At 71.9% G+C, this 15,059-nt stretch carries 16 protein-coding genes; 5 read left to right on the plus strand and 11 right to left on the minus strand.

Features of this window, described 5'->3' with window-relative positions; genetic code table 11:
• Positions 1-115: 115 nt before the first annotated feature.
• Entirely contained in the window at positions 116-430 is a 315-nt protein-coding gene (locus tag IO24_RS0103690) for a hypothetical protein (RefSeq protein ID WP_031131733.1), read from the plus strand.
• A gap of 54 nt (positions 431-484) precedes the next feature.
• Here IO24_RS0103690 and IO24_RS0103695 read toward each other — a convergent pair whose 3' ends face one another.
• A complete protein-coding gene (locus IO24_RS0103695) occupies positions 485-1,540 on the minus strand; it encodes an aldo/keto reductase (protein ID WP_031131735.1) in 1,056 nt (351 codons plus the stop codon).
• Positions 1,541-1,643: 103 nt separating this feature from the next.
• Here IO24_RS0103695 and IO24_RS0103700 point away from each other — a divergent pair, with 103 nt between their 5' ends.
• Entirely contained in the window at positions 1,644-2,276 is a 633-nt protein-coding gene (locus IO24_RS0103700; protein ID WP_031131737.1) for a TetR/AcrR family transcriptional regulator, read from the plus strand.
• A gap of 9 nt (positions 2,277-2,285) precedes the next feature.
• On the opposite strand, the gene IO24_RS0103705 is transcribed toward IO24_RS0103700, so the two are convergent.
• The 4 genes from IO24_RS0103705 to glnA all read right to left on the minus strand — a co-directional run bounded on the left by IO24_RS0103705 (position 2,286) and on the right by glnA (position 6,245).
• Entirely contained in the window at positions 2,286-3,908 is a 1,623-nt protein-coding gene (locus IO24_RS0103705) for an alpha/beta fold hydrolase (protein WP_031131739.1), read from the minus strand.
• A 151-nt stretch (positions 3,909-4,059) separates the two neighbouring features.
• Positions 4,060-4,431: a cupin domain-containing protein gene (locus tag IO24_RS0103710; protein WP_031131742.1), complete on the minus strand. Its 372-nt coding sequence runs from the start codon at positions 4,429-4,431 to the stop codon at positions 4,060-4,062.
• Between the two features lie 28 nt (positions 4,432-4,459).
• The gene (locus tag IO24_RS0103715) at positions 4,460-4,726 is read right to left on the minus strand and encodes an SCO2583/SCO2584 N-terminal domain-containing protein (RefSeq protein WP_031131744.1); all 267 of its coding nucleotides are present in this window, start codon (positions 4,724-4,726) and stop codon (positions 4,460-4,462) included.
• Between the two features lie 109 nt (positions 4,727-4,835).
• A complete protein-coding gene (gene glnA / locus IO24_RS0103720; RefSeq protein ID WP_031131746.1) occupies positions 4,836-6,245 on the minus strand; it encodes a type I glutamate--ammonia ligase in 1,410 nt (469 codons plus the stop codon).
• A gap of 210 nt (positions 6,246-6,455) precedes the next feature.
• Between glnA and IO24_RS0103725 the strand changes: the two genes are divergently transcribed.
• A complete protein-coding gene (locus IO24_RS0103725) occupies positions 6,456-6,923 on the plus strand; it encodes an RDD family protein (RefSeq protein WP_031131748.1) in 468 nt (155 codons plus the stop codon).
• 71 nt (positions 6,924-6,994) lie between these two features.
• Here the strand turns inward: IO24_RS0103725 and IO24_RS0103730 are convergent, their stop codons facing one another.
• The 4 genes from IO24_RS0103730 to lipB form a co-directional block, all read right to left on the minus strand.
• Positions 6,995-7,696, minus strand: a complete 702-nt coding sequence (locus IO24_RS0103730) for a DUF4191 domain-containing protein (RefSeq protein WP_031131751.1) — start codon at positions 7,694-7,696, stop codon at positions 6,995-6,997.
• Between the two features lie 75 nt (positions 7,697-7,771).
• Positions 7,772-7,975, minus strand: coding sequence for an SCO2195 family GlnR-regulated protein (locus IO24_RS0103735; protein WP_030837456.1), 204 nt, complete (start codon positions 7,973-7,975; stop codon positions 7,772-7,774).
• A 261-nt stretch (positions 7,976-8,236) separates the two neighbouring features.
• Positions 8,237-9,202 (minus strand): lipoyl synthase, encoded by a 966-nt coding sequence (lipA, locus tag IO24_RS0103740; protein ID WP_031131753.1) that lies wholly within the window; start codon positions 9,200-9,202, stop codon positions 8,237-8,239.
• 94 nt (positions 9,203-9,296) lie between these two features.
• Positions 9,297-10,097 (minus strand): lipoyl(octanoyl) transferase LipB, encoded by an 801-nt coding sequence (lipB, locus tag IO24_RS0103745; RefSeq protein WP_031131755.1) that lies wholly within the window; start codon positions 10,095-10,097, stop codon positions 9,297-9,299.
• 238 nt (positions 10,098-10,335) lie between these two features.
• Here lipB and IO24_RS0103750 point away from each other — a divergent pair, with 238 nt between their 5' ends.
• The gene (locus IO24_RS0103750) at positions 10,336-11,817 is read left to right on the plus strand and encodes an NsdA family TPR-like regulatory protein (RefSeq protein ID WP_031131757.1); all 1,482 of its coding nucleotides are present in this window, start codon (positions 10,336-10,338) and stop codon (positions 11,815-11,817) included.
• Between the two features lie 80 nt (positions 11,818-11,897).
• Here IO24_RS0103750 and IO24_RS0103755 read toward each other — a convergent pair whose 3' ends face one another.
• On the minus strand, positions 11,898-13,304 hold the full coding sequence (locus tag IO24_RS0103755) for an NAD(P)/FAD-dependent oxidoreductase (protein WP_031131759.1): 1,407 nt from the start codon (positions 13,302-13,304) through the stop codon (positions 11,898-11,900).
• A gap of 282 nt (positions 13,305-13,586) precedes the next feature.
• The gene (locus IO24_RS0103760; RefSeq protein WP_031131761.1) at positions 13,587-14,489 is read right to left on the minus strand and encodes a TIGR01777 family oxidoreductase; all 903 of its coding nucleotides are present in this window, start codon (positions 14,487-14,489) and stop codon (positions 13,587-13,589) included.
• A gap of 71 nt (positions 14,490-14,560) precedes the next feature.
• On the opposite strand from IO24_RS0103760, the gene IO24_RS0103765 reads away from it, so the two are divergent.
• Positions 14,561-15,058, plus strand: a complete 498-nt coding sequence (locus tag IO24_RS0103765; protein WP_031131763.1) for a GNAT family N-acetyltransferase — start codon at positions 14,561-14,563, stop codon at positions 15,056-15,058.
• The last annotated feature ends 1 nt before the right edge of the window (position 15,059 follow it).

The raw sequence follows: 15,059 nt of genomic DNA on the forward strand, positions 1-15,059 counted from the left end.
CTCTGCACACTGCCCGTTGTCAGTGCCGGGCGGTAGACTGTAAGCAGTGTTCGAGGGTGGCGCCGGAGATGCCGACGTCTTCGGTGAGCCGCCCGACCGCGACAGGAGGATGCCTGTGCCCGCTGCCGCCCTGAAGTCGAAGCCGTTGCCCACCCAGTCCACCGCGAAGCGTCCCGTCCTGCTCGACCTGCCGTACGCGCCCGTGGAGAAGCGGCCGCTGCCGCCGGGCCGGCCGCGCCAGTGGTACGTGACGCACAACCGCCGCCTCAAGGCGATGCGCCTCGCCATCGCCCTGCTCGACTCCGGGATCTTCATGCCGAACCAGGCCCGCAACGAGACGATCCGCGACACGGCGGAACTGATCGGCGTCCACCCGCCGTCGGACACGACGTGCCACATGGTGCGGGCGTTCATGCGGTACGCGCGCTGAGCCGCTCCGGTCCGAGCGCCGGGCGCCCCGGGCCACGGGGTGCCCGGCGCTCGCTCATGCCGCCCGGCCGGGCGCCGTGAAGACCGGCGGATTCAGGCGGGCGAAGCCCTCCTGGCGCTCGTAGGGGAAATAGGGGTACGGCGCCGGGCGGTGGCTCGCCGCGTCGAGCTTCGCCACCTGCTCGGGGGTGAGGCTCCAGCCGACGGCGCCGAGGTTCTGGCGCAACTGCCGCTCGTCGCGGGCGCCGATGAGGACGGAGGACACGGTCGGTCGCCGCAGCAGCCAGTTGAGGGCGATCTGCGGCACCGCCCTGCCCGTCTCCTCCGCGATCTCGTCCAGTGCGTCGACCACGCCGTAGAGGTGCTCGTCGGAGACGGGCGGGCCGTAGCCGGCGGTGCGGTGCAGGCGGCTGTCGGGCGGGAGCGGTGTGCCGCGGCGGACCTTGCCGGTGAGGCGCCCCCAGCCGAGCGGGCTCCAGACGATCGCGCCGAGGCCCTGGTCGAGGGCGAGCGGCATCAGCTCCCACTCGTAGTCGCGGCCGATCAGCGAGTAGTACACCTGGTGCGCCACATAGCGCGGACGGCCGTGCCGCTCGGCGGCCGCGAGGGACTTCATCACCTGCCAGCCGGAGAAGTTGGAGACACCGGTGTAGCGCACCTTGCCCGCCTGGACCAGTGAGTCGAGCGCGGCCAGCACCTCCTCGACCGGCGTCCCGGCGTCGAAGGCGTGGAGCTGGAAGAGGTCGACGTGGTCCGTGCCGAGCCTGCGCAGGGCGTCCTCGCAGGCGCGGATCAGCCGGGAGCGGGAAGAGCCCGCGTCGCCCGGCCCGTCGCCCATCGGCAGGCTCGTCTTGGTGGACACGATCACCTGGTCGCGGCGGCCCTTGATCGCTTCCCCGAGCACCTCCTCGGAGGCGCCGGCGGAGTAGACGTCGGCGGTGTCGAACATCGTGATCCCGGCGTCCAGGCAGATGTCCACCAGGCGGCGCGCCTCCTGCGCGTCGGTCGTGCCCCAAGCGCCGAAGAGCGGGCCTCGGCCGCCGAAGGTGCCGGCTCCGAAGCTCAGTGCCGGGACCATGAGCCCGGACGCGCCCAATCGCCTGTATTCCATCTCGGACCCCTCTCGGCGACGACCCCTTCTTAATGGGTCTGTTGTTCCGTTAGTAGTCACTAAGGTAGCAGGATGGAGTCACTAATGGAACGGGAGCGCCGTTATGGCTGAGGGGGGCGAACCGGGGACCGTACGGCCCGGGGGGCGCACGGCGCGAGTGCGGGAGGCGGTGCTGCGGGCGGCCGAGGACGCCCTGACCGAGCAGGGCCTCACCGGCCTGGACCTGGCCGAGATCGCGCGCCGCGCAGACGTGGGCAGGACGACCGTCTACCGCCGCTGGGGAACAGTGACCGGTCTGGTGGCGGACCTCCTGGCGGACATGGCCGAGCAGTCCGCGCCGCGCACCGAGACCGGCTCACTGCTCGGCGACCTGACGGCCAACGCCCGTCTCGTGCAGCGCACGTTGACGGACCCCCGGCAGGGGCCGCTGTTCAAGGCGCTGATCGCCGCGGCCACCGGCGACGCGAAGACGGCCGCGGCGCTGCACCGCTTCTACGACATCCGCGTCCGGGAGTGGGCCCCCTGCGTCCGGCAGGCCGTCGACCGGGGCGAGGCACCCGAGGGCACCGACGCGCACGAGGTGGTCCGCGCGGTGTCCGCCCCGCTCTACTACCACCTGCTGATCAGCGGCGGCCGGCTCGACGAGGCCATGGCCGACCGGGCCGCCGAGGCGGCGGTGACGGCGGCGCGGGCGGGGGTGTACGTGCGAGGCGAGGGTAAGCTCCGGCGCGCGTGACCGAACGCCTCAGGCGTACCGCTCCAGCAGCCCCGTCACATACGCCTCCAGCCGCTCACCCAGCACCTTCGGCGTCAGATCGGTCCGCCCCAGCTCCCGCCACGGCCCCGCCAGCTTCGCCGCGTCGGGGACGTACGCCAGGGCGTCGAGCAGCCGCCAGTACAGATGTTCCGGGCCGACGGCCAGGCGGCGACCGCCCCGGGCCTCGTAGCGCTCCCGGAAACCGAGGCCGTACCCGGGTCCGTACAGCAGCGCGAGTGCCGTGGAGCAGTGCGCGACGTCCAGGTCGGCAGGACCCCACGAGGTCTCCACCCAGTCGACGACACCACTGACCCGCAGACCGGCCCCCGAACCGGTGAAGAGGACGTTCCCGGGATGGAAGTCCCGGTGCAGGAAGCAGCCGTCGTAGGGCGGGGGATCGCGGCGGATGACGTCCACGGCCCGCTCCCACCCCGGGGGAACCGCCGCCGGCGACGTCCACGCCTGGTACGGGCGCGGACGCTGACGGGGGACGATCCGGTGGATCCGGGCCAGCTGACCCGCCAGCAGGTCCACCCGCGGGCCGAGTTCCTCCTCGTCGACCCGGACCCGCCCCGGCAGCACGGACATCAGCAGGGACGGATGGTCGCAGTGCTCGCCGGTCGCGTCGACACCGACCAGCTCGGCGGCCGGCACCCCCTCCTGCTCCGCGAGCAGCGTGAGGATCTCCGCCTCGCGGGCCAGCAGCCCGGGCGCGTGCCGCCGGAAGAAGGGCTTCACGAAGGTCCGCAGCGCCAGCTCGGTGCCGTCGTCGAGGGTGAGCCGCCGCATCTGGGCGCTCCAGCCGCCGGTCATGAAAGCCGACTTGTCGACCGTACGGCCCTCGGGGAGCTGCTTGGCCACCCACGCGCGGGTCGCCGTCCAGCCCCGCTCGCCGAGCCCGGTCAGGACGGCGGTGACGAACTCCCGCCGGTCGTCGGGGTGGCCGCCGAACCACAGGCCCAACCGGTGCCCGGCGTCGGGGAGCTCCCAGTGGGTGAACTGGGCGCGCCGCGCCAGCGCCTGGGAGAACGCCTCCGTCACCGCGGGCGGGATGACCTCGTCCGTGCCCGGCACCGCGAGCACCGCCCGTCCCTCGAACGCCCGCAGGGCGTCGAGTCCGGGAGCCGCGTGCCAGCTCCCGGGCCTGCGGATGATCTCGCTGAACCGCCCGTCACCCGCGCCGAACGGCACGTCCCACGCCTCGGCCGCGTACACCGCCGGCGCGCACAGCCCCAGGGCCGCCACCCGGTCCCCGTAATGCCGTACGAGATCCGCCACCGTCTGGCCGCTCATGCTGAACCCGACCAGGACCAGCGGCCCGTCCACGCGCGCGCGGGCGTCGATGACGGAGACGGCCTGTTCGAAGCGGCGGCGCAGACTCAGTTCGGGCAGCAGGCCCGTGCTCTGCCCGTGTCCCGAGAAGTCGAAGGCGAGGGCGTGGCAGCCGTGGGCGGCGAACTCCGCCAGCAGCGGCACCAGTCGCTCCTTGCTGCCGTTGCCCGCGCCGTGCAGCAGGACGACCGTGGCCCGGGCCCTCTCGCCGCCACCGGTGGTCAGCCCGCTGAGTCGTTCACCGCCGATGACGTGTGTGAAGGGGATCAGCTCACTCATACGGCCATTCACTCACGCGGCCCCCGGCCCCGAGGGGCGTTCACAGTCCCGGCGCTCCCCACACCGGGAACCAGCGGCTCATGTCCTGCTCGATACGTGCGCACCCGGGCCCACGAAGGGGTCGTGATCGCCCCCAGGGCCGGCAAAGCCGTCAGCCGTCGGCGGTCACCGCGTAGCCGGGCACGGACGGCCACCGCACGGTCAGCACCACCGACTCCTCCTCCGCGTACCAGGAGTGATCGACCCCGTGCCCCCACACGACGTAGTCCCCCTGCCGCTCCAGCAGCACACTGCGCCCGGGGAGTTCGACGCGGAAGCGCCCGCTGATCAGGACCAGGAGCGCTGTCCGTTCCTCACCCCTCACCCACCGCGAGCGCTCGTCGCCCCGCGGGTGCACACCCCACTTGATCTCCACCGCCTCGCTGTGGCGCGGATCCCCGGCGTCCTTGAAATGCCCGAGGAGCCATCCCCGGTCCAGCGCCGCGTCCCGGCCCGCGTTGCCCACATGCACGCTGTCGTTCACGGGGCCGGACGCTAGCAGCCGCCGTCGTCTAGTAGGGCGCCCGGAAGTTGATGTACCCCAGCAGCACGATCACCGCCGCCACGCAGCCCAGTACCACGGCGGTCGAGATCCAGGAGGAGCGGCGGCGGGACGAGACGTACTCCGGGTCGGCGCGGAACGGCACGGGACCGGGCGGGTTGTCCTTCCAGCGGGCGGCGAGCATACGGGCCCGGGCCGAGGGCTCCTTGTGCTCGGCTCCGTCCGCCCATCTGAGGTCGAACTCCCGCTGCTGGTCGTCCTGTTCGTGCTCCGGCATGTCCGCTCCACCCCCGTGAGATCCTGACCCAAGAATAGAACATACGCTCGCGCCCCCGCTGTCGGAACGACAGCGGGGGCGCGAGCGTCATGCCTCGATCAGGCGTCGATCACACGTCGAAGTAGAGCTCGAACTCGTGCGGGTGCGGACGCAGCTGCAGCGGCGCGATCTCGTTGGCGCGCTTGTAGTCGATCCACGTCTCGATCAGGTCCGGGGTGAACACGTCGCCCTGGAGCAGGAACTCGTGGTCGGCCTCCAGGCGGTCGAGGACGGCCGGGAGGGAGGTCGGCACCTGCGCGACGCTCGCGTGCTCCTCCGGAGCCAGCTCGTAGAGGTCCTTGTCGATCGGCTCGGCCGGCTCGATCTTGTTCTTGATGCCGTCGAGACCCGCGAGGAGGAGGGCCGAGAAGGCGAGGTACGGGTTGCCGGAGGAGTCGGGCGCGCGGAACTCGACGCGCTTCGCCTTCGGGTTGGAGCCCGTGATCGGGATACGCATGGCCGCGGAGCGGTTGCGCTGCGAGTACACCAGGTTGATCGGCGCCTCGAAGCCCGGGACCAGACGGTGGTAGGAGTTCACCGTCGGGTTGGTGAAGGCCAGCAGCGACGGGGCGTGCTTGAGGATGCCGCCGATGTAGTAGCGGGCGGTGTCGGACAGGCCCGCGTAGCCGGCCTCGTCGTAGAAGAGCGGCTGGCCGCCGGTCCACAGCGACTGGTGCACGTGCATGCCCGAGCCGTTGTCACCGAAGATCGGCTTCGGCATGAAGGTCGCGGTCTTGCCGTTCTGCCAGGCCACGTTCTTCACGATGTACTTGAAGAGCTGGAGGTCGTCGGCCGCGGCGAGCAGCGTGTTGAACTTGTAGTTGATCTCCGCCTGGCCGGCGGTGCCCACCTCGTGGTGCTGGCGCTCGACCTGGAGGCCGGAGGCGGCCAGCTGGAGGGAGATCTCGGCACGCAGGTCGGCGAAGTGGTCGACCGGCGGGGTCGGGAAGTAGCCGCCCTTGTAGCGGACCTTGTAACCACGGTTGTTCTCGACCGCACCGGTGTTCCAGGCGCCGGCCTCGGAGTCGATGTGGTAGAAGCTCTCGTTCGCCGAGGTGGAGAAGCGGACCGAGTCGAAGACGTAGAACTCGGCCTCGGGGCCGAAGTACGCGGTGTCCGCGATACCGGTCGACGCGAGGTAGGCCTCGGCCTTCTTCGCCACGTTGCGCGGGTCACGGGAGTACTGCTCGCCCGTGATCGGGTCGTGGATGAAGAAGTTGATGTTGACGGTCTTGTCGCGGCGGAACGGGTCGACCCGGGCAGTCGACAGGTCCGCGCGGAGCGCCATGTCGGACTCGTGGATGGCCTGGAAGCCGCGGATCGAGGAGCCGTCGAAGGCGAGCTCCTCGGCCGGGTCGAAGGCCTCGGCAGGGATCGTGAAGTGCTGCATCACGCCCGGCAGGTCGCAGAAGCGGACGTCGATGAACTTGACGTCCTCGTCCGCGATGTACTTCTTGGCCTCGTCGGCGTTCTGGAACATCCAGCTCCTCCTACTCCCGACCGTCCCGCCGGGGTGGTAGTTCGTTCGTGCGGCCAGTGCGGGTGGCACACGCTGACCTCGACCCTAGGGACGGGTGGTTTCTCGGGCGTGACTCATTTGTTTCGCACAAGTTAACCGGCTCACCCTCCACCGTAGCCCGGACACACCCCGCCGTGCCCTGGTCATTTACGGGCGCAGTACCGTGGACGGGTGGACAACAGGCAAGCACTCGGATCGTGGCTTTCCGGGCCCCGCGCGGCCGCGGAAGAGGCCGGTGTCGACTTCGGATACCGGGGCGAGCAACTCGGTCTGCCCGAGGAGGGACCCGGTTCGATCGCCCGCCCGGGCCGCCGGCTCGGCGCTCTCGCGGTCGACTGGGGCCTGTGCCTCCTGATCGCATACGGCCTCATCACGCAGAGCTACAACGACGCGGCCCAGATCTGGGCGCCGCTCATCATGTTCGCGCTGATGGTCCTCACCGTCGGTTCGGTCGGCTTCACCCCCGGAAAGCGCCTCCTCGGCCTGCGGGTGCTCGCCCTGGAGACCGGCGGGGTCAGCCCGTGGCGCGCCGTACTGCGCACGGTCCTGCTCTTCCTCGCGATCCCCGCCCTGATCTGGGACCGCGACGGCCGCGGCCTGCACGACCGGCTGGCGGGCACGGTCGAGGTCCGCATCTGACCCGCAAGTGACACGAACGAGGGGCGCCCGGTGTGATCCGGGCGCCCCTCGTTCATGTCGTGTGCGGGGTGTCAGCGAGCCTTCGGCCCGCCCTTCGGCAGCCGCATGCCCTTCGGCATCGGCCCCTTCGGCAGCGGCATGTTGCTCATCAGGTCACCGAGGGCGCGCAGCCGGTCGTTGGTGGACGTGACCTGCGGGCCGGTCAGCACGCGCGGGAGCTTCAGCATGGTCGTCCGCAGCTTCTTCAGCTCGACCTGGCCCTCGCCCGTGCCCACGACCAGGTCGTGCACCGGGACGTCCGCGACGATGCGGTTCATCTTCCGCTTCTCGGCGGCCAGCAGGGTCTTCACCCGGTTCGGGTTGCCCTCGGCGATCAGGACGATGCCGGCCTTGCCGACCGCCCGGTGCACCACGTCCTGGCTGCGGTTCATCGCCACCGCGGGGGTCGTCGTCCAGCCCCGGCCGATGTTGTCGAGCACCGCCGCCGCGGCGCCGGGCTGTCCCTCCATCTGCCCGAAGGCGGCCCGCTCGGCCCGGCGCCCGAACACGATCGCCGACGCGAGGAAGGCGAGCAGGAGGCCCAGGATGCCGAGATAGATGGGGTGACCGATCAAGAAACCGATCGCGAGGAAGACACCGAAGGTGACGATTCCGACTGCCGCGAGTACAAGGCCGATCTTCTTGTCGGCCTTGCGGGTCATCTTGTAGGTCAGAGCGATCTGCTTCAGTCGCCCGGGGTTCGCAGCGTCCGCTGCAGGTTCCTTCCTCGCCATGCCACGAAGTCTACGTGGCCCCACAAGCGCCGACGACGGCAGTGCCCGCCGGGGCCCCTGGGGGAGGGCCGTGGGTCAGGGGCGGACGGACAGGGACTGCTCGATGACGCGCTGCGTCTCGACCCGGTCCTTGGCGCGACGGCGGTCCTCCAGCACGGAGGTCCATGCGTTGCGGCGGGCGGTGCGCTGACCGCTGCTCATCAGCAGCGACTCGACGGCGCGCAGTGCTGTCGTGAAGGACGGAATCGCGGTGGCGCGGACGGGCGGCGCGGCCTGCATGGGTGAGGTCCCCCTCGGGTCATGGGTGTACGTGCTGTGAGTTCAGCGTCACTGATTGGTGTTACCAGGGCGTGACCGGCCGGTCAAACACCCATGAAGCCCCGGCGGGGAGCGGTGGAACGCCGACGCGGTCCTGACATGTGCCCTCATCTGCGAGGACGGTCAGGACCGCGTCAAATCGGTCGCTACCGGTGAGTAGTCTCTTGTGCGCGAATTCACACGCTTGTCCGCCCTGGGGTGGGCAGGGGTGGTGACGGTTCGTCAGACGGCCGGCGCCGCGACGTGCCCGTCGCGCTTCTCCATGGCCATCCCGTAGAGCCGCCCGGCGCGGTACGAGGAACGCACCAGCGGCCCGGACATCACGCCGGAGAAGCCGATCTGCTCGGCCTCCTCCTTCAGCTCCACGAACTCGTGGGGCTTCACCCAGCGCTCCACCGGGTGGTGGCGCACGGAGGGGCGCAGGTACTGCGTGATGGTGACCAGCTCGCAGCCTGCCTCGTGCAGCTGCTTCAGCGCGTCGCTGACCTCCTCGCGGGTCTCGCCCATGCCGAGGATGAGGTTCGACTTGGTGACCAGGCCGTAGTCGCGCGCCTCGGTGATCACCTTCAGCGAGCGCTCGTAGCGGAAGCCGGGGCGGATGCGCTTGAAGATCCGCGGGACCGTCTCGACGTTGTGCGCGAAGACCTCGGGCCGGGAGGAGAAGACCTCCGCCAGCTGCTCGGGGACCGCGTTGAAGTCGGGGGCCAGCAGCTCGACCTTCGTACGGCCGGCCTCGCGCCCGGCCGTCTGCTGGTGGATCTGGCGCACGGTCTCGGCGTACAGCCAGGCGCCGCCGTCCTCCAGGTCGTCGCGGGCGACGCCGGTGATCGTGGCGTAGTTCAGGTCCATCGTGACGACGGACTCGCCGACGCGGCGGGGCTCGTCGCGGTCGAGCGCCTCGGGCTTGCCGGTGTCGATCTGGCAGAAGTCACAGCGCCGCGTGCACTGGTCGCCGCCGATGAGGAAGGTCGCCTCGCGGTCCTCCCAGCACTCGTAGATGTTGGGGCAGCCGGCTTCCTGGCAGACGGTGTGCAGCCCCTCGCTCTTCACGAGCTTCTGCATCGCGGTGTACTCGGGACCCATTTTCGCCCGGGTCTTGATCCACTCGGGCTTGCGCTCGATGGGGGTCTGGCTGTTGCGGACCTCCAGGCGCAGCATCTTGCGTCCGTCGGGTGCGACTGCGGACACGACCGGCTCCCTAGCGTTTGATTCTTCGGCGTCCTCAAGGGTACGCCCGTCGATTTGAATGCCTGTGTGGGTGCTAGCCCCTCCACGCGCGCACTTATGCCGCCGGGGTCTTCTCGATCTCCCGCGGTTTCAGCTCCGCGTTCTCCAGGACCTCCCGCAGGTGGCGCTCGACCACCGGCAGGACCTCCTCGATCGTCACGTCCCGGCCGAGCTCGCCGGCCAGTGAGGCGACGCCCGCGTCCCGGATGCCGCACGGGATGATCCGGTCGAACCACTTGTTGTCCGGGTTCACGTTGAGCGCGAAGCCGTGCATGGTGACGCCCTTGGCCACGCGGATGCCGATCGCGGCGATCTTGCGGTCCTCGCGGCGCTGGCCCGCGTTGGACGGCGCGTACTCCGGGCCGTTCATGCGCGGGTCGAACTCCTCGTCGTGCAGCCGGGGGTCGAAGTCCAGCGACAGCCCGCCGAGCGCGGGGCGCTGCTCGACCGGGTCGCCCAGGATCCACACGCCGCTGCGGCCCTCGACCCGGCTCGTCTCCAGGCCGAACTCCGCGCAGGTGCGGATCAGGGCCTCCTCGAGGCGGCGCACGTGCGCCACGACGTCCACGGGGCGCGGGAGCTTCTGGATCGGGTAGCCCACCAGCTGGCCGGGGCCGTGCCAGGTGATCTTGCCGCCGCGGTCCACGTCGATGACGGGAGTGCCGTCGAGGGGCCGCTCGCTGTCCGCCGTGCGCCGTCCGGCCGTGTAGACCGGGGGATGCTCCAGGAGCAGAACGGTGTCGGGGACCTCGTCGGCGAAGCGCGCCGCGTGCACCCGGCGCTGCTCGTCCCACGCCTCCTGGTACTCGACGGCCTCGTCACCGAACCCCATGCGGACGAACCGCAACCCACTCACGGCAAGCGCCTCCCTCGGACGGGTGTGTCAGGCACGTAGCGCGCCCAAGCCACTGTACGTCCGGCCCGGACACGTCAGCCCCGAAGGCAATCCTCACACGATCGGATGAATGTCCGGGAAAATGTGTGATGGGGTGCTTACTCTCCGCTACATTCGCGCCGTTCAGCAAGCCAAAAGGCCTGCTCACAGGCAATCCGGCACATCACCAGCACCGGAAGGCAGGAGACCGCACCGCACCATGACGGAACGACCCGCGCAGCGCACCCCCAACCGACAGCTCGCCGCGCTCATCGCAGAAGCGGGGTTCTCCAACGCGGGACTCGCCCGTCGCGTGGACCAGCTCGGTCTCGAACACGGGCTTGATCTGAGATACGACAAGACATCCGTCACCCGGTGGCTGCGAGGTCAGCAGCCCAGGGGCACGACGCCCGCCCTGATCGCCGAGGTCTTCACCCGGCGCCTGGGCCGCCGCCTCACCGCCCAGGACCTCGGCCTGGACGCCTGCGCCCCGGTCTACGCGGGGCTGGAGTTCGCCGCCACCCCCGAGGAGGCCGTCGACATCGTCAGCGGGCTGTGGCGCAAGGACTCCGGCAGCCATGCCGAACTCCGCAAGATCGCCTTCACCCCGGCCGGGCTCGTGGTGCCCAGCCGGGACTGGCTGATCGGCCGGGCCGACGAGAAGGTCGCCCGGGGCGAGCCGGCCGGCGGCCGTGGTATCCCGGCGCAGGGCCGCCCGGCCCCGCGCCCGACGGCCACGCCCGAGCAGGGCGTGCCGTCCCTGCCCCGCCAGCGCGGCCAGGCCGAACGCGGGCCCGGCCAGAAGGTCACCGCCGGCGACATCGCCGCCCTGCGCTCGGTCGGCGAACTGTTCCGCACTCTCGACGACGCCTACGGCGGCGGCCACGCCCGCCAGGCCCTCGTACGCTACCTGGAGCACGAGTGCGAGCCCATGCTGCGCGGCACCTACGGCGAGCAGACCGGCCGCCGGCTCTTCGCGGCCGCCGCCGACCTGACCCGGCTCGCGGGCTGGACGTCGTACGACATCGCCGCGCACGGACTCGCCCAGCGCTACTTCGTGCAGGCGCTGCGGCTCTCCCAGGCTGCCGGGGACCGGACGTACGGGGCGTACGTGCTGGTCACCATGAGCCGTCAGGCCGTCTACCTCGGGCACGGGCGGGAGGCGGTGCAGCTCGCCCGCGTGGCCCAGCAGGGCGCCGGCACCTCCGGCCCGCCCGTCGTCCAGGCTCTGCTGCACGCCTCCGAGGCGCGCGGGCACGGGGTGCTCGGCGAGGTCCGGGCCTGCACCGCGGCCCTGGTCCGCGCCGAACGCGCCCTGGAGACGGCCCGGCCCGGGGACGACGTGCCGTACTGGGCGAAGTTCTTCGACGAGGCCCAGCTCGCCGACGAGTTCGGCCACTGCCACCGCGACCTGCAGCAGTTCCGCGCCGCCGCCCAGCACGCGGAACGCTCACTCCAGCTCCGGGCCCCTTCCTACGCCCGCAGCCGCCTCTTCTGCCGGATCGTCCTGGCCACCGCCCGCCTGGGCCTCGGCGAACTCGACCAGGCCTGCCAGCTCGCCGCGGAAGCGGCAGGCCAGGCGGCGGAGATGCGTTCGGTGCGGGCGGTGGAGTACGTGCGGGACTTCGAGCGAAGGCTGGAGCCGTACAAGGACGCGGCGCCGGTGCGCAGTTACCGCGACAAGGTAGCGGCCCTTCTTTAGGGGCGCGGGGCTGTGCCGATTATGCGGCTCCGCCGCGTGGGCGCGAACACCCCCCACGCGCCCGCAGCCGACGAAGCGCCCTAAGCAGCCCGCGGCACAGTCGGCAGCGGATCGGCAACATGCATCGACCGCCCCGCCCCCAAGTCCGCCAGAATCGCCGCCGACGCCCGATGCCCGGAGTGCAGAGCGCCCTGGACAGTGCTGGTGTCCCGGTGATCCCCGCACACATACAGCCCGGCCAGCAACCGCACCGGCCGCCGCAGATCATGCGGCGGCCGCATCGCCGGCACCGCCTCCACCGTCCGGTGCACGGCCAGCGTCTCCCACCGCGCCGTCGACACCCCGTACAGCCGTGCCAGATGCATGCGCGCGGCGGTGTCGACATCCCCGGGAGGCCGCCCGAGAACCGTCGACGACACCAGTGCCCGCCCCGCCGGCGCCCGGGACGGATCGACCTGGCTGACCACCGCCGTGTGCGCGACCGGCCCGCCGAGATCCGCGTCGAGCAGCAGCGACGCCCCCGTCCCCGGCGGCTCGTCCGTCGTGTGGTGCACCACCGTCACCGGATGGAACTCCGGCACCCGCAACCCCGGCAGCAGCTCCGCGGCGGCCCGCGCACCCGTCGCCACCAGTACCGCCCGGCAGCGGATCTCACCGTGCTCCGCGGTGGTCACCGACGTCGTCGACACGGAGGTGACGCGTACGCCGGTGTGCACCGTGCCCGGCGGCAGCGTGCGCGCCAGCAGTTCCGGCAGGGCGTCGGCGCCGCCCTCCGGCAGGCACAACCGGCCGCGTGCGAAGGCGCGCAGCGCGAGGTCCGCGCACCGGCTGGACGTCGTCAGGCCCGGGTCGCACAGCAGCGCCGCGAGCAGCGGACGCAGGAAGCCGTCGATCGTACGGGCAGGCAGTCCGCGCGCCGCCAGGGCCTCACCGGCGGGCGACTCCGGGCGGGCCAGCAGCCGCTCGGCCGGGGTGCCCGCCAGGCGGGTCAGGGCGGCACCCAGCCGGGCCTGGTCGACGGCCGTGCCGAGCGGGGCGCCGGACCGGCTCCGGGGGACGGAGACCTGCCGGCCGGGCACGGCCACCGGCCTCCTGGGCGGCCTCGGTGCGGACGGCGGCCGGGGAACACTCGCCAGCGCGCGAACCGCGTGCAGTGCGCCCCGTGCGCCCCCTGCGCCCGGCTGGACGCCCGCGCGGTGGTGGCGGCCGTCGCCGTGCAGCAGGACACCGGGCGCGAAGGGCCGCAGCACCAGCCCGTCGAGACCGGGTGTCAGCCGTAGTTCGGGATACGCCGTGGACAGCAACTGGCCGATCCTGTCGAGCCGGAAGCCGTCGACCTTCTCCGTCGCCATGCGGCCGCCGACCCCGTGGGCGGCCTCCAGGACCATGGTCGTCACTCCTGCGCTGGTCAGCCGGTGCGCGGCCGAGAGTCCGGCGACCCCGGCCCCCACGACGACCACGTCCGCCTGGTACGCGGGCTCAAGCACGTGCCCCTCCTCGAGGTTGCGCGGGCGCTGGAGACGTCATGCCCTCAACAGGCCGCAGGGATACGCGAGTTCTGGTCGAGGGTAGGACCGCGATCGGTCAGCGGGAGTCGCGCATCGGCAGGGCACGGTCGCACAGCGGTCGCATACGGGCGTCATGTGGGCATGAAGTGGTCGCAGGGGGCTGGTGTGCGGCTCGGGAAGCTGTCTCGGAAAGGCCGGCCGGATCCCGGACAGGCGGCCGGTGTGCGCCGTCGAGGCCCGTCCCGGCGGATCGGAGGCCCCTCACAGCGCCGCCCGGATCGCTCCCTCGATCTCCGGGAAGGCGAACCGGAAGCCCGACTCCAGCAGACGCGTCGGCAGCACCCGGGCGCTGCCGAGCACGTCCCCGGCCATCTCGCCGAGCACGGTCCGCAGGACGGTCGCGGGCACCGGGAACAGCGTCGGGCGGTGCAGCACGCGCCCCATGGCCGCCGTCATCTCACGGTTCGTCACGGGGTGCGGGGCGGTGACGTTGAACGGCCCGGACAGACCGTCGGTCTCGATCAGATGGCGGATCGCGGCGACCTCGTCGTGCAGCGCGACGAACGACCAGTACTGCCGCCCGTCCCCCATCCGCCCGCCGGCCCCCGCCCGGAACAGCGGGAACAGCCGCCCCCAGGCACCGCCCTCGCGCGAGACGACCAGCCCCGTCCGCGTGAACACGGTGCGGGCCCCGGCCTCCCGGGCGGGCTCGGCGGCCCCCTCCCACTCCACGCACAGCGAGGGCAGGAAACCCTCTCCCGCGGGCGCGCTCTCGTCGACCGTCCGCTCCCCGGTCTCGCCGTAGTAGCCGATGGCGCTGCCGTTGACGAAGACCCGCGGCCGGTCCTTCGCGTCCAGTGAGGCGACCGCCTCGGCGAGGGCCGCCGTGCCCTTCACGCGGCTGTCGCGGATCCGCTGCTTGTAGGCGTCCGTCCAGCGCCGGTTGCCGACTCCGGCCCCCGCCAGGTTCACCACCGCGTGGCACCCGGCGAGCCCGGCCGCGTCCACCCGCCCGCCCTCGGGGTCCCAGCGGATCTCCCCGGCCGAGCCGGGCGTGCCGCGCACCAGGCGGCGCACCTCGTGCCCCTCGGCGGCCAGGGACCGCACCAGGGCGCTGCCGATGAGACCGGACGCACCCGCCACCGCGATTCTTGAACGCTCCATGAACCCATCCTGCCGGGCGGCTCCGTAAAACCCTTGCAAGACCTTGATCCGCTCGCCGTAGGGTGACGCCCATGCCCGAGCTCCCCGCACCGCGCATCCGTGCCGCCCGGCCCGAGGACGACGGTGAGCTGGCCCTGCTCGACCGGCTCACCTGGTCGCCTCTGCACGCGGTGATGCCCGAGCCCCAGCCGCCCTACGCTCCCTTCTTCAGTGAGCGGCACACCCCCGAGGACTGCCTCGTCGCCGAGCTCGACGGCCGTCTCGCGGGCTACGTCCACCTCGGATTCCCCACTCCGCTCGACTCGAACCGGCACGTCCGCCAGATCCAGGGCCTCGCCGTCGCCGAGGGGGCGCGCGGCCGGGGGGTCGGGCGGGCACTGGTCCGGGCCGCCGTCGAGGAGGCCCGCCGGCGCGGCGCCCGCCGCATCACCCTGCGGGTCCTCGGGCACAACACCCCGGCCCGGGCGCTCTACGCGGCCGAGGAGTTCGTGGTCGAGGGGATCCTGCCCGAGGAGTTCCTGCTCGACGGGACGTACGTCGACGACGTGTTCATGGGGCGCTTCCTGTGAG

Source organism: Streptomyces flavovariabilis (assembly GCF_000725785.1).
In the GTDB taxonomy this organism is placed as follows: domain Bacteria; phylum Actinomycetota; class Actinomycetes; order Streptomycetales; family Streptomycetaceae; genus Streptomyces; species Streptomyces hawaiiensis.

Excerpts from the sequence above, each read along its gene's own strand:
- IO24_RS0103695 (WP_031131735.1), bottom strand. The coding sequence starts at position 1,540 with ATGGAATACAGGCGATTGGGCGCGTCCGGGCTCATGGTCCCGGCACTG.
- IO24_RS0103700 (WP_031131737.1), top strand. The coding sequence starts at position 1,644 with ATGGCTGAGGGGGGCGAACCGGGGACCGTACGGCCCGGGGGGCGCACG.
- IO24_RS0103705 (WP_031131739.1), bottom strand. The coding sequence starts at position 3,908 with ATGAGTGAGCTGATCCCCTTCACACACGTCATCGGCGGTGAACGACTC.
- IO24_RS0103715 (WP_031131744.1), bottom strand. The coding sequence starts at position 4,726 with ATGCCGGAGCACGAACAGGACGACCAGCAGCGGGAGTTCGACCTCAGA.
- glnA (WP_031131746.1), bottom strand. The coding sequence starts at position 6,245 with ATGTTCCAGAACGCCGACGAGGCCAAGAAGTACATCGCGGACGAGGAC.
- IO24_RS0103730 (WP_031131751.1), bottom strand. The coding sequence starts at position 7,696 with ATGGCGAGGAAGGAACCTGCAGCGGACGCTGCGAACCCCGGGCGACTG.
- IO24_RS0103735 (WP_030837456.1), bottom strand. The coding sequence starts at position 7,975 with ATGCAGGCCGCGCCGCCCGTCCGCGCCACCGCGATTCCGTCCTTCACG.
- IO24_RS0103750 (WP_031131757.1), top strand. The coding sequence starts at position 10,336 with ATGACGGAACGACCCGCGCAGCGCACCCCCAACCGACAGCTCGCCGCG.
- IO24_RS0103760 (WP_031131761.1), bottom strand. The coding sequence starts at position 14,489 with ATGGAGCGTTCAAGAATCGCGGTGGCGGGTGCGTCCGGTCTCATCGGC.
- IO24_RS0103765 (WP_031131763.1), top strand. The coding sequence starts at position 14,561 with ATGCCCGAGCTCCCCGCACCGCGCATCCGTGCCGCCCGGCCCGAGGAC.